The organism is Flavobacterium sp. JAS (genome assembly GCF_020991455.1).
Classification (GTDB): domain Bacteria; phylum Bacteroidota; class Bacteroidia; order Flavobacteriales; family Flavobacteriaceae; genus Flavobacterium.
Genome location: NZ_JAJMOX010000013.1, coordinates 20857 through 34330 on the forward strand (window position 1 = coordinate 20857; position 13474 = coordinate 34330).

At 33.7% G+C, this 13474-nt stretch carries 10 protein-coding genes; 2 read left to right on the top strand and 8 right to left on the bottom strand.

All coding sequences use genetic code 11. From position 1 onward, the window contains the following. Nucleotides 1-280: 280 nt before the first annotated feature. On the bottom strand, nucleotides 281-1606 hold the full coding sequence (xylA, locus tag LPB88_RS19175) for a xylose isomerase (RefSeq protein WP_230717288.1): 1326 nt from the start codon (nucleotides 1604-1606) through the stop codon (nucleotides 281-283). A gap of 442 nt (nucleotides 1607-2048) precedes the next feature. On the opposite strand from xylA, the gene LPB88_RS19180 reads away from it, so the two are divergent. Continuing rightward, nucleotides 2049-4673: a phosphatidylglycerol lysyltransferase domain-containing protein gene (locus tag LPB88_RS19180; RefSeq protein WP_230717289.1), complete on the top strand. Its 2625-nt coding sequence runs from the start codon at nucleotides 2049-2051 to the stop codon at nucleotides 4671-4673. A gap of 15 nt (nucleotides 4674-4688) precedes the next feature. On the opposite strand, the gene LPB88_RS19185 is transcribed toward LPB88_RS19180, so the two are convergent. The 6 genes from LPB88_RS19185 to metN all read right to left on the bottom strand — a co-directional run bounded on the left by LPB88_RS19185 (nucleotide 4689) and on the right by metN (nucleotide 10384). After that, nucleotides 4689-5453, bottom strand: coding sequence for a polysaccharide deacetylase family protein (locus tag LPB88_RS19185; protein WP_230717290.1), 765 nt, complete (start codon nucleotides 5451-5453; stop codon nucleotides 4689-4691). 166 nt (nucleotides 5454-5619) lie between these two features. Further along, nucleotides 5620-6843 carry an MFS transporter gene (locus LPB88_RS19190; RefSeq protein WP_230717291.1) on the bottom strand — a complete coding sequence of 408 codons (1224 nt, stop codon included), beginning with the start codon at nucleotides 6841-6843 and terminating at the stop codon, nucleotides 5620-5622. 58 nt (nucleotides 6844-6901) lie between these two features. Continuing rightward, nucleotides 6902-7483 carry a TetR/AcrR family transcriptional regulator gene (locus tag LPB88_RS19195; RefSeq protein WP_230717292.1) on the bottom strand — a complete coding sequence of 194 codons (582 nt, stop codon included), beginning with the start codon at nucleotides 7481-7483 and terminating at the stop codon, nucleotides 6902-6904. A gap of 201 nt (nucleotides 7484-7684) precedes the next feature. Then, nucleotides 7685-8503 (bottom strand): methionine ABC transporter substrate-binding lipoprotein MetQ, encoded by an 819-nt coding sequence (metQ, locus tag LPB88_RS19200; protein WP_230717293.1) that lies wholly within the window; start codon nucleotides 8501-8503, stop codon nucleotides 7685-7687. A gap of 203 nt (nucleotides 8504-8706) precedes the next feature. Then, nucleotides 8707-9360 (bottom strand): methionine ABC transporter permease MetI, encoded by a 654-nt coding sequence (gene metI / locus LPB88_RS19205; RefSeq protein ID WP_230717294.1) that lies wholly within the window; start codon nucleotides 9358-9360, stop codon nucleotides 8707-8709. Next, entirely contained in the window at nucleotides 9353-10384 is a 1032-nt protein-coding gene (gene metN / locus LPB88_RS19210) for a methionine ABC transporter ATP-binding protein MetN (protein WP_230717295.1), read from the bottom strand. The genes metI and metN overlap by 8 nt, the downstream gene beginning before the upstream one ends. 609 nt (nucleotides 10385-10993) lie before the next feature. On the opposite strand from metN, the gene LPB88_RS19215 reads away from it, so the two are divergent. Next, nucleotides 10994-11236: a hypothetical protein gene (locus LPB88_RS19215; RefSeq protein WP_230717296.1), complete on the top strand. Its 243-nt coding sequence runs from the start codon at nucleotides 10994-10996 to the stop codon at nucleotides 11234-11236. 85 nt (nucleotides 11237-11321) lie between these two features. Here the strand turns inward: LPB88_RS19215 and LPB88_RS19220 are convergent, their stop codons facing one another. Further along, nucleotides 11322-13397: a beta-galactosidase gene (locus LPB88_RS19220; protein ID WP_230717297.1), complete on the bottom strand. Its 2076-nt coding sequence runs from the start codon at nucleotides 13395-13397 to the stop codon at nucleotides 11322-11324. Nucleotides 13398-13474 lie beyond the last annotated feature (77 nt).

Genomic DNA, 13474 nt, shown 5'->3' on the forward strand with positions numbered 1-13474 from the left:
CTCAATTACCATAAGATAATCGATATAAAAAACTGATATTATGGCATTTGATGTCTAAATTACAAAAATTAGCATCATAAAATTGGTGAGGCTTAATTATTTTTAACAAAAAAAATAGGAAGAAAAACTAAACCAAAAGTATTCTCTTTCTTACTCTGGTTTTGATTGATTTAGAAATTATTTCGTGAAGATTATAAAGCAAAAATCCCATTTCGCACTGAAATGGGATTTTTAATTATTTTAGATCATTGTCAAACCTTGAAACTTTGACAATGTTTATTTAAATATATCGATTAACAATATTCTCAAAAAGTTCTTGTTTTCCGCTTTGTAATTCCAGTTCTCCATTTTCTCTCGCAATACTGTACAACTCTTTAAAATTTAATTTACCTTCTTCAAATTCTTTCCCTTTTCCACTATCGAAAGAACTGTAGCGCTGTTTTCTCATGTTTTCATAAGGCGAAGAAGTCAAAATTTTATCTGCTGTCAACAAAGCTCTTGCAAAAATATCTGCACCTCCAATATGTGCCAGAAAAATATCCTCCATATCCGTGGAGTTTCTTCTGATTTTTGAATCAAAATTTACTCCGCCACCCTGAACTCCTCCCGCTTTCAGAAAAACCAACATTGCCTCTGTAACATCCTGAATATTGTTTGGAAACTGAGAAGTATCCCAACTATTCTGACTATCTCCTCTATTGGCATCAATACTTCCTAACATTCCTGACATTGCCGCTACTTCAAGTTCGTGCTGAAAAGTGTGCTGAGCCAATGTTGCATGGTTTACCTCGATATTTAGTTTAAAATCTTTCTCTAAACCATATTTATGTAAAAAACCAATAGTAGTTGCGCAATCAAAATCGTATTGATGTTTAGACGGTTCCATAGGTTTTGGTTCAATCAAAAAGGTGCCTTTAAAACCTTGTCCTCTCGCATAATCCCGTGCCTTTTCTAAAAATGTTCCCATATGATCCAGTTCTCGTTTCATATCTGTGTTCAATAAAGTCAGATATCCTTCGCGAGCTCCCCAAAAAACATAATTTTCGCCATTAAGTGCAATAGTAGCATCTAAAGCCAGTTTTACCTGAGCAGCAGCTCTTGCAACTACCTTAAAATCCGGATTTGTAGCAGCTCCGTTCATATAACGTGGATTAGAAAAACAGTTTGCAGCGCCCCACAGCGCTTTTATACCTGATACATCTTGTTTTTCTTTTATATAGTCTGTCATAGTGGCTAATCGCAACTCTGACTGAGCAAAAGTCTGTCCTTCCTGAACCAGATCATAATCGTGAAAACAATAATAATCAAAACCCATTTTGCTTATAAATTCAAAAGCAGCATCGGCTCGGTTTTTTGCGGCCTGAATTGGCTCTCTAAATTCGTTCCAGGCAAGAGTTTTAGTTGCTTGTCCAAAAGTATCCGCGCCATTACCGCCGAAACTGTACCAATAGGATATAGCAAATTTAAAATGTTCACGCATAGTTTTACCTGCGACAATTTGTTCCGGATTGTAATATCTGAAAGCTAACGGATTATCTGAATCCTTTCCTTCAAAATTAATTTTATCAATTCCTTTATAATACTCTTTGTCTCCTAAAATTACCATTATATTTACCTTAAAATTAACCTATTTTTTTGTCTTTAACCCTTGCTATATCACAGAACCAAAGATATAGTTTAAATGACCCTCTGAAAATAAAAACATGTTTCAAAATTTTATTTTAAAGCAGATTTTGTTACAAATTCAAGGTCATAAAATAACCGAACTAACAAAATATCTTCCTCAAAAATATCAATTTAATATTCTAAAATTCCGCATAACTTTCTCTTAAATTGCTGTCTAAATGTACATTAAAATTTTGATTTCAATTGTTTTTAAATAAAAATTTAATACGTTTTTACTTTGTAAAAAATAGCCGTTTTTTAATTCTTATCTCTCTTAAAATCACGTCTAAAAAAACTTAATCAATTGATTTTTAAACAATAAATCAATATAAAACACAAATAAATGTAGTATTTTTATAACAAAGTAAATAAGTGAGTCTACTATGAAAGAAATAAAAAGCACAAAAAATACTTTAAACACCCTCAAAAAAAGAGTACTAAATTTCTTCTCTAAAAATGGCAAACTACTCGTGCAAATTGCCTTGACATTTATCTTTTTTCTGATCGCTTTTTCGTTTATCAAAGAAGAACAAAGCGAACTTTATCAAATCAAAAACAGCATTACCGAAGCAAAACCGATTTGGATAATCATTGGCTTTTTAACCACCCTATTTTACATCTTTCTGCAAGGATTAATGTACGTCGTTTCATTTGCTGCCATTGGTGCAAAAATCACCCTGAAAGATGCTATCTCTTTATTTCTAAAACGCAATTTTATAAGCGTGTTTATTCCTGCGGGCGGCATCACTTCGCTTTATTTTTTTACTGAGCCTTTGTTAAAAAAAGGAACAACAAAAACAGAAGTTCACTTAGCTTCTGCGATTTATGGTTTCGTTGGCATTGTGTCTGTAGTTCTTTTTGCCATACCATTATTTCTCTTTTCATTATTAAAAGGATCTATTGGTTATGATGAGTGGTTGGTTTTGGGTCTCGTAATCGTCATTATTCCGCTGTTTTTTCTTTTGTTTAATTCTTTAATTCAGAAGGGAAAACTTTATAGGTTTATTTTGAGAAGCTTTCCTAAAATTGAACCATTTCTAATTGATTTACAAGAACATAAAATCAACCGAAATAAGTTTTTAAAAATTGTTCTTTGCTCTGTACTAATTGACGCTGTTGGAATCACACATATTTACATTGCTATGAAAGCATTGCAATTTGAGTCGTCTGTTTTTGCTGCAACAATGGCTTATGTTGTTGCGGTTATTTTCCTGATTATTTCTCCATTTTTAAGAGGTTTGGGCGCTGTCGAAGTTTCGATGGGTTATGTATTAATTAAATATGGTTTTAATAATATGGAGGCGGTTGCAATCACCTTATTCTATCGTTTTTTCGAATTCTGGCTTCCATTGTTTGCGGGTATAATGCTCTTTGTTTCCAAAATTCAAAAGCTTTTAATGCGTATTATTCCGGCCTTGCTTCTGCTGGTTCTTGGTATTGTCAATATTGTTTCTGCAATTACACCGGCGATTCATAGCAGACTCCATACGCTTAAAGATTTTTTGCCTCTCGAAGCAATCCATACTTCAAACTATCTGGTACTATCAACAGGTCTATTTTTATTAGTAACTTCGGCATTTATGCTAAAAGGTCTCCGCATAGCCTGGTGGTTTGCTATACTATTATCTATAGTCTCTTTGATAGGAAATCTAACCAAAGCCATTGATTTTGAAGAATCTATTGTCGCGCTTCTGGTGCTTTTTGTTTTGATTGCCACAAGAAAAGAATACTATGTAAAAACAAACCCAAGGCTTGGTATTATTGGCTTACAAACCTCCTTGTTAAGTATTCTTGCGGTTTTGATTTATGGCGTTTTAGGCTTTTATTTCTTTGATAAAAAGCATTTTAATATTGATTTTAGTTTAGGACAATCGATTCAATATACGATTCAGAATTATTTTCTGATTGGCAGCGATAATCTGCATCCAACAGGAACTTTCGCAACGCATTTCCTGGCTTCACTCAAGATTAGCGGATTCCTTTCGTTTTGTTTTTTAATCTATACTTTGGTAAAACCTTCGATCTTAAAAAGCGTAGCGACTGATGAAGAAAAAGAACTCGTAACCGAGCTAATGCACAAATACGGAAACTCAAGTCTGGGGTATTTTAAGACTTATTTTGATAAATTATTCTTTATTTCTAAAAGCAAAAATGCCTTTATTTCGTATCGATTAGCAGGAAATTTTGCTGTTGCTTTAGAAAATCCTGTTGGAAGTTCTGATGAAGAAATAAGACTTTGTATTCTTGAATTTGATAAGTTTTGTTACGATTTTGGACTCAGAAGTATGTATTATCGAATACCTCAGACGAGCCTTAAAACATATACTGAAATTGGTAAAAAGCACTTTTTTCTCGGGCAAGCTGCGGTTGTTGATCTCAGAGAATTTCATCTGGAAGGACAAAACAAAAAATCATTGCGAAATGCTTTAAAAAAAATCACCGATCTGGGCTTGCAAACCACTATAAATGAACCACCAATAAAAGACGGATTACTGCAACAACTTAAAGCTGTAAGCGATCAATGGCTTCAGGAAACTTCGAGAAAAGAAATACTTTTTTCGCAGGGAATTTTCCTGTGGGAAGAACTCAAAAAACAAACTATTATTACCGTCGAAAACAACGAAGGAAAAATTCTTGCCTTCATAAATATTATTCCGGATTACGCTAAAGACGAAAGCACTTATGATTTGATTCGAAAAACAGACGACGCTCCAAATGGTATTATGGACTTTATTATGGTCGCACTTTTTAATTATCTTAAATCAAAAGATATTATTTATGTCGATCTTGGCCTGGCACCAATGAGCGGACTCGAAAATCCGCAGACGATTCAGGAAAAGTCAATGAAATATGCGTATGAAAAAGTAAGGTCCTTTTCGCATTATAAAGGTTTACGCAACTTCAAAGACAAATTTTCTCCTTCGTGGCACAATCAATATATTGTTTTTGAAGATGATTATGATTTGATTCAAATACCTCGAATTTTATCTAAAGTAATAAAGCCTTAATCTTAAAAATGAGTTTTAACTCTGCGGAACCAAATCATCTAAATCCGACAAAGTATAAAATTTAAGATCGTTTTGTTTCATGTATTTACAGATAAACTCCAAAGTTTCGATTTTTGTCTGATAATTTTCAGTTACATTTTTAACCGGTTTATGTCCGCAAAGAAGTAAGATTTTGTTATTCTTTTTGGCATAATCCAGTAACTCTAAAAGATACGGAATACTAAAATGAATGTGGCTGTTGTCAATATCAAACGCAAATACAATTTTTGACTTATTAAAATAGCTATCTTGTTTTTCAGGGATTTCCCCACCAAAAGCCCTTCCTCTAATAATTTTAAATTGTTTAGATAATGCGCTATCAAGTGCATCAGATCTTTCTCCATAAGGATATGCAAATGAAGTTACTTTAAACGAGTGCTTTTTCATGGACTCCATCATAGGATCTATTTCCTGCTTCATATAAGCATCAATTCCGTATTTTTGAACAAACTTTATCGCATTGTAGTGGTGATATCCGTGTCCGGCAATCTCATGTCCTTCTTTTTGCATTTCAAGAAGTTTTTTGATCTCAGGCTTACCAATAAAATCTATTCTGCAAACGTTAAAAGTCGCTTTCCAGCCATATTTCTTCAAAACCTGATCAGCATCATACCACTCGTCTACATAAGCATCATCAAAAGACAAAATTACTCCCGCTTTATAAGCTTTCGGTTCTTCTTTTTGCTTTTTTGATTCGCAGGAAAATAAAGTTAAAAGCATTAAAAATAATATTGTTTTCAAAAAAAAGATCTTCATAAAGCACTTTGTGTATTAGATAATTATAGTTTAACTGCTTTTAACCAAAATAGATTCTGATCTCTCAAATATAATCCTTTTCAATGTCTAATACATAAAAAAAGCGATCCAATGTAGATCGCTTTTTTATTTATATAAAACCAAATCGCTTTTATTTATTCTGAAAACTAAGACTCTTGCTAATTACACTGCTTAATCTGTATTTATTAAAAATGATAAAAAGAATACTGATAAATATGATTAAAGAAATGTTTGCTGCCCCTAGCAATAATTGGCTTTTTACAGCATATAAATTTACAAATCCGTAGCTGAATACAGAACTTACCATATAAGTAGCTCCGCCTGTTAAGCCACTTGCCACGCCTGCATTTTTAGAAAAAAGGCTTAAACAATATCCATAAATTGTATTAAAAATAAAACCACCGCAAATATTTACTCCCATTGTAAAACCTACTAAAGTATAAATATTACTGACCATGGGAGCCGTAGAAATCATAAGTAATACCAAAACTGCCTGCAAAGAAACTGCCACAGCTACTTTTTTACCCAAAGGTTTATGAATAAGTGATTTTGAGATAATTCCGCCCGTCATTACAGACAAACCAGACAATAAGGAACTGTAACCTGTAGTAACAGCCGAATAACCTAAAACACGCTCTACAATAAATGGACTTGACAAGTTGAAAATAACAACCAGACCAAAACAGATACCCAGAATTACGATTCCTAATGTAAAGTCAGGTGTTTTGATCATTCCGATATAGGTTTCTGCAATGTTTTTTAATTTAAAAGGATGAAAATACTTTAAAGATTCGCCACTATAAAGAAGTTCTAAAATCAAGAATAGCAATGATAATCCGCCAAGAAAATAAAAGTTTGATCGCCAGCCAAAGATATTTTGCAAATATCCTCCTAAAAACGGCGCCATAATAGGTGCACACGCCCAAATAATAGAAAATAAACTAATATAACTTTTTAACTTCTCGCCCGAAAAAAGATCAACAAAATAGGCTCGTTTTGCTATAACAATAAAGGCAATGGCGATTCCCTGTATAATTCGCATGGCATATATTACGTAGATATCCGGCACAATGGCAATAACAAAACTGGTTAAGGAAAATATAGCCAGTGAAACAATACTAATCTTAAAACGTCCGAAACTGTCGAGTATGCTTCCAATAAAAATCTGACTGATTCCTAAACTGAACATAAAAAACACAAGTGAAAGCTGAATCGCTGAAGCAGAAACATTCAGGTCTTTTGCCATGGCGGGAAGCGAAGGCAAATAAATATCAGTTGCAAATCCTGATAAGGGAATAAGGGCAAGGGCTAAAAAAGTGCTAAAACCTTGATGGTTTTCTTTTAAATTTCTCATTTCTAAAAATTAATTATTAATAAATAGACCGATCGGTCTAAAAAAGATCAAAAAAAAACTATAAAACATAAGTTTCAAATTCAGTTTTGATGCTGTCTAAAACAATATTCATTTGTTCGTTAGTATTTAATATTTCACGGCATAAAATGGCGCCTTCAATCATGGCAAAAACTTTTATGGCAAAATGTTCCGGATTTATTTTTGATGACAGTTCGTTATTGGCAACACCATTTTCAATAAGAGTTGCAAATCTTCTTTGAGCAGAATGAATCGATTTTTTGACGTATTCTTTGATAATAGGATTGGTGTCGTCTGCTTCTACTCCAAAATTCAATATCGGACAACCGCCAACGGTATTTTTATCATCGCCGTAAGCTTCCAGTAAATTTATAAATTTGGCTTTAGCCGAAATACCCTGAGCGACAGCAGCATCTAATTTAGCAGCCAATTGTGATCTTAAATATAAAAACGATTCGGTACAAATTTCTTCTTTATTCTCAAAATTGCCATAGATACCACCTTTTGCTAATTTTGTAGCTTCCATAATATCACTCAATGAAGTACCGGCCATTCCCTTTTTATTAATAATAGGTGCCGATGTCTCAATAATAAATTGTCTGGTACGGTCTGCTTTACTCATCACTTTAGATTTAACGGGACAAAGATAAGACCGATCGGTCTAAATATGCAAATCTTTTAACTTTTTTTTAGTTTTTAAAGAAAATCATGCCTTCATCCCTTGATTTTATTGCAAAATATTCTACTTATTTTCGAAGTAAAAAATAAAAAAACTCACCAGATTATGATGAGTTTTGAAATTGAAAATATAGTAAATAAGAAATTACCAGCCTTTTACCGCTCCGCCTTTAAATTCGCGAACGGCAGCCTGCTCTACTTCTACAGATTGAAAAGCTTTTACAAATTGCTGTATTCTTTCATCTTTTTTGTTGTCTTCACGACTTACGATAAGGTTTACATAAGGAGAATCTTTATCTTCTACAAACAAAGCGTCACGTGCAGGAACTAATCCGGCTTGAGAGGCAAAAGTATTGTTGATGATTGCAATCGTTACATTTTGATCGTCTAAAGCACGCGGCAATTGTGGCGCTTCCAATTCTAATATTTTTAGATTTTTAGGATTCTCCACAATATCTGTTACTTTAGGCAATAATCCCACATTTGGGCGCAATTTCAACAATCCGTTTTTTTGTAAAAGTAATAAAGAACGTCCTCCGTTTGTTGGATCATTTGGAATAATAATCGTGCTTTCGTTTTTTAATTCCGAAAGATTTTTGATCTTTTTAGAATAAGCAGCAATTGGATAAATAAAAGTTTTTGCAATTATCGACAATTTATAGCCACGTTGTTTTGATTGCTCGTCAAGATATGGTTTATGCTGAAATGCATTTGCATCGATATCACCTTGGCTTAAAGCCTCATTTGGAATTACATAATCGTTAAACGAAACCAATTCTACATCAAGACCGTATTTGTCTTTTGCTACTTTTTGCGCTGCTTGTGCCACGGCATATTCCGGTCCTGTTGCAACACCCACTTTTATATGGTGTGGATCGTCGTTTTTACTTTTACCACAATTAGCCAATGATAATGACAAGGCTATAACTCCGATTGTTTTTAAAAATTTTATCTTAGTAATCATTCTATTTTTTTAATTTATAATTAATATTTATCTGTTGTGTTTTTTAACCGCAGAGGCCGCAAAGCTTTTTTACGCAGATTTAAAAAGATTTAAGCTGATGAACGCAGATTATTAAATTCAAATCTGCCAAATCTGCGTGAAACAAAAAATTATTCACTTAAATAAACTTAGCGTCTTTGAGCCTTTGTGGCAAACTTATTCTATTATCTATGATCAAATCGTTTTGATAAGCTGTCGCCCGCAAATTGTATCAGAAACACCAATAGTACAAGCAATGCCAAAACCGAGTTCATAGTTACGGCATCGTATCCAATATATCCGTATTGATACCCAACTTGTCCTAAACCTCCTGCTCCAACGGCTCCACCCATTGCCGAATATCCAACAAGTGTAATCAGCGTTATGGATGCTGCGTTTATTAAAGATGGCAAAGCTTCGGGAAGTAAAACTTTGTATACAATTTGTAAAGGTGTTGCGCCCAAAGCTCTTGCTGCCTCGATTAATCCTGACGGCAAACCTAGTAAACTATTTTCTACAAGACGTGCAATAAACGGTGCTGCGCCAATACTTAACGGAACCAATGCAGCGCTAACGCCAATTGAGGTTCCTACAAGTGCGCGTGTAAACGGAATCATCCAGACAATTAATATAATGAATGGAATAGAACGAAAAATGTTAACCAAAACTGACAAAGTTCGGTTTAAAACCGGTTGTTCTAATATTTGATTTTTTCGGGTCAGAAAAAGTAAAATTCCTGTTGGAAGTCCCAGCACAAAGCCAAAAAAACCAGAGACAAATGTCATAACGATTGTTTCCCAAGTGCCTTTTAATAATAATTCAAGAATGGATTCAGACATAACCTATGATTTCTGTTTTAATGTGTTTAGAAATAAAATATTGAATTGCAGCTTCGTAATTCTCCTTTTTACCGGACAATTCGATCAGCATAACTCCGAAATTAACATCTCCGGCCTGATCCATTTGTGCGCTGACAATCTTAAAATTAGTATCAAATAATCTCGAAACTTCAGAAATAACGGGTTCATTTACTGATTTTCCGGTCATTTCAAGTCGTAACAACGGACTTAAACCTTCGCTATCTTCCTTTTGAAGTCTTTCCTGATAAACAGTTGGAATATCAATATGTAAAGACGACGAAATAAATTCTTTTGTTAGTTCATGTTTTGGATCTGCAAAAATTTCTCCAACACTTCCCTGCTCTATTAGTTTTCCGTGGCTGATTACAGCAACTTCATCACAAATTGATTTCACAACTTCCATTTGGTGTGTAATCAATAAAATCGTGATATTAAGACGTCGATTGATATCTTTTAATAAATTCAGAATCGATCTTGTAGTCGCCGGATCCAATGCACTAGTGGCTTCATCGCATAATAACACTTTTGGATTGTTTGCCAAAGTTCTCGCAATTGCCACTCTTTGTTTTTGTCCGCCCGAAAGACTTGCAGGATAATCGTTTGCTTTTTCGGCTAAGCCAACTAATTGCAGCAATTCTAAAACGCGGGTTTTAATATCTGATTTTGAAGCTCCAACAAGTTCTAACGGAAATGCAACATTCTCAAAAACAGTTCTGGACGAAAGCAGATTAAAATGCTGAAAAATCATCCCGATTTGTCTTCTTTCAATCGCAAGCTGCGCATTTGATAATTGCATTAACGATTTTCCATCTACGATAATCTCTCCGGAAGTTGGTCTTTCTAACAAGTTTACACATCGAATTAATGTGCTTTTTCCTGCTCCCGAAGTTCCTATTACGCCAAAGATTTTCCCTGGTGGAACTTTTAATGAAACATCTGATAAAGCCGAAACAATCCGGTTTTTCTGATGGAAATTTTTAGTAACATTTTTTAACTCAATCATTTTTTATTCAAGTTTGTTTTGGGCAATAAAATTTTTCATTGCTTTAGAAATTGATAAATTTTAAAATAAAAAAAGCCTCTCAAGTGTTCATGAAAGGCCTTAAAGTATATTAAACTTTTATATCAGCCAGATCAAAACATACGCATAGCAACATCACAACACATCATCATGCTGCAGCTATAATACATTATATTCTGGTTATTGTTTTTCATTTCTGCGGCAAATTTAAAGAGTTATTTTTAATTTTTATGCATAAAACACTAAAACTTTCATTATCCCATCAACGTAATAGGTTAATTGATAATGAAAATTGAGGAATCTTAAAAAAATAATGAGGTTTTATATCCTTTTTCACCTCTTATTTTGATTTCTAAAAACTTAAAAAGAACTAAAAATCAGACATATCAAAATTTTTCGTACCTTTTCTATGCTAAAAGTCTGTTAAATACCCCCTTGTCTATAAAACTAAACTGTCAAATTTTACGTATATAGAGAAATACGGTAGTCTGGAATGGTATATATTCAAATGGTAATAGGTTTTTGGAACATATTGAATTATATCACACTCCAGACTATCGTTTTTTTTATTAAACTTTAAATTGTATTAGAGTGGAAAAATTAGACATTCAGAGATTAAAAAAAGCTTTAGAGTATCTGGAAAGCAAACAGCGAGAATTAAAAAGAGAGCTTCAAAATGACACCCGAAGTATTGAATCTTTGATTAATTATTTAAAAAAAGATATGCTGGAACAGTTTCGCTTATCTAATTATGATCCAAAAATTAAACCTGAGGTCAAAAACACGGAAATTTTTATTAGCAATGTAAAAAATATTATAGAAAAAAACTCTTGATTAGTTCTAAAAAAAATTAAAGCTCCGAATGAAAATTCGGGGCTTTCTCTTAATTATTAATATCTAAAAGTGAATCTTCTACTTTTTATAATTCTTCTAAAACAGTAAATCCCCAAGCTGGCAGGGTAATTTGGCTTTGTGATAGCTGTTTTTCATCTGTCAATAAAATTTTTGCTTTTGCGTAAGGATAAATAAATGATTTAGATTCTGCCGAGTAATTAAAATAGTAATGAATAACCTTGCCCAATTGATTTGTTCCTGATTTCACGACAATTGGAAACTTCAATTCCTGATCTTTTCCCCATAAACCAGCATTTTTAACCGCTCCTTCAAGCACTTTTTCTGTAATTGATGCGGTTGCTCCAAAACCTATATAAGTAGCAATACCTTTTCCGTAATTATTTTGTGTTACTGCGGCATAAATTCCCCAAACCGGATGATCGTACCAAGCTAAAACTTTTGCTGTAGTTGGCACTAAAAATTCCATCCATTTCTCTGCTTTATTCTGCTCTGCTCCTACTTGAAACGGATCGCCTTTTAGACTTACCTTCTCAGGAACTGTAAATTCTGAATAAGTAATTCCACAAGCTTCACTAATAATTCCCGGCTGACGAACCACTCTTACTTTATTGTGTTCATCGGCAAATCCACTTTTAAAAGTATAAACAATATTTCCTCCATTCTTTACAAAATTATTCAAACGAACCAATAAACTATCTGGCGCAGCATATAAAGCCGGTACGATAAGCAATTTGTAATTTTCTATTTGAGTGCTTGACGGATCAACAAAATCAACACCAACATTCATCTTATAAAGAGCATCATACATTGGTCTCAAAGTGCCATTGTAACTTCCGGGGCCAAAAGAATTATATGCTGTCAAAGCCTCATTACTGAATAAAATAGCAACATCATTTTTCTTTTTAAGATGAAGTAAATTTTGGCTTAACTTCTTAAAATCGGCACCAATGGTTTTTGCTTCGTCATAAGTTGGATTTGGTTCAAAATCGTGACTCAACAATCCTTTCCAATACGTTTCTGCCGAATTGTGAATGGAATGCCAATGCCAATACGAAACCATATCTGCGCCAGAAGCCAAATGACTGAAAGCCTGTAATCGCAACTGACCCGGATAAGGAACCCATTCCGGAAACCCCTGTGCTTCTGTTTCGATTACAAAATAATTTTGTCCACCTTTCATGGAACGTGCAACATCGCCTCCAAAAGAAATTTCTAATCCAGTAAGCTTACTTTGCGATGGATGATAAATATCGACACCGGAAATGTCTAATACTTTTGACACAGCAAAATGATCTACTTCCGGCTGAATTCCGTATGAATGTCCCCACCAGTCAAAATCGAAATTCTGAGTAACAAACTGATCCGGTTTTTTGTATTCGCGTACAATTTTAGATTGCCATCCTAAATATTCCGTAACCAAAGAGCGCTGGAATTTAGCAAACTCAGCATTCAGACTCGCATTGATACTTCCGTTTACAGACGGAAAATCATTCCAATTATTAATTCTATTACTCCAATAATCCAAACCAAATATTTTGTTTAAATCGTCAAGCGAAGGATATTTGGCTTTCATATACGCCACAAATTGTGCTTGTACATTGGGACCGCTTGTTCCGTAGGCTTTGGTTTCATTATCAATTTGATATCCAATAATTGCGGGATGATCTTTAATATGTTCCAGCATTTTTCGGATTGCTTTTTCGGCATAGGCTCTAAAATGTTCGTTTGCAATATCCATATTCTGACGTGGACCATATTGATTTGGGCCTCTATTGGTAATCGCAAGTACATCAGGATATTTTTTTACCAACCAGGTAGGAACTGCATAAGTTGGCGTTCCAATAATAACACTTATACCCGCTTTTTGCATGGCATTGAGCACACGATCAATATGACTAAAATCGTAAATACCTTCCTGTGGTTCCATGGTGCTCCAGGTAGATTCAGCAATACGAACGACATTGATACCTGCTTCTTTCATCATTTTTACATCTTTATCAAGACGTTCATACGGCATATATTCATCATAATAAGCAACGCCATAAAGCAATTTATTCTGCTTTATTTGTGCAACAATCGAATTAAAACTCAAAACAAACGTAAAAATAATACTTATAAAGAAAGGTGATCTTTTTTTCATACCGGTAAATATTTTTTTACGAATATAAATAAAAAAGTGTAAAAACAACACTTTATACATTAACCCCTGACAAAGAC

What these genes read in the sequence shown, in the direction of transcription:
- LPB88_RS19195 (WP_230717292.1), bottom strand. Translation starts at nt 7,483, where the DNA reads ATGAGTAAAGCAGACCGTACCAGACAATTTATTATTGAGACATCGGCA.
- xylA (WP_230717288.1), bottom strand. Translation starts at nt 1,606, where the DNA reads ATGGTAATTTTAGGAGACAAAGAGTATTATAAAGGAATTGATAAAATT.
- LPB88_RS19220 (WP_230717297.1), bottom strand. Translation starts at nt 13,397, where the DNA reads ATGAAAAAAAGATCACCTTTCTTTATAAGTATTATTTTTACGTTTGTT.
- LPB88_RS19180 (WP_230717289.1), top strand. Translation starts at nt 2,049, where the DNA reads ATGAAAGAAATAAAAAGCACAAAAAATACTTTAAACACCCTCAAAAAA.
- LPB88_RS19190 (WP_230717291.1), bottom strand. Translation starts at nt 6,843, where the DNA reads ATGAGAAATTTAAAAGAAAACCATCAAGGTTTTAGCACTTTTTTAGCC.
- metQ (WP_230717293.1), bottom strand. Translation starts at nt 8,503, where the DNA reads ATGATTACTAAGATAAAATTTTTAAAAACAATCGGAGTTATAGCCTTG.
- metI (WP_230717294.1), bottom strand. Translation starts at nt 9,360, where the DNA reads ATGTCTGAATCCATTCTTGAATTATTATTAAAAGGCACTTGGGAAACA.
- metN (WP_230717295.1), bottom strand. Translation starts at nt 10,384, where the DNA reads ATGATTGAGTTAAAAAATGTTACTAAAAATTTCCATCAGAAAAACCGG.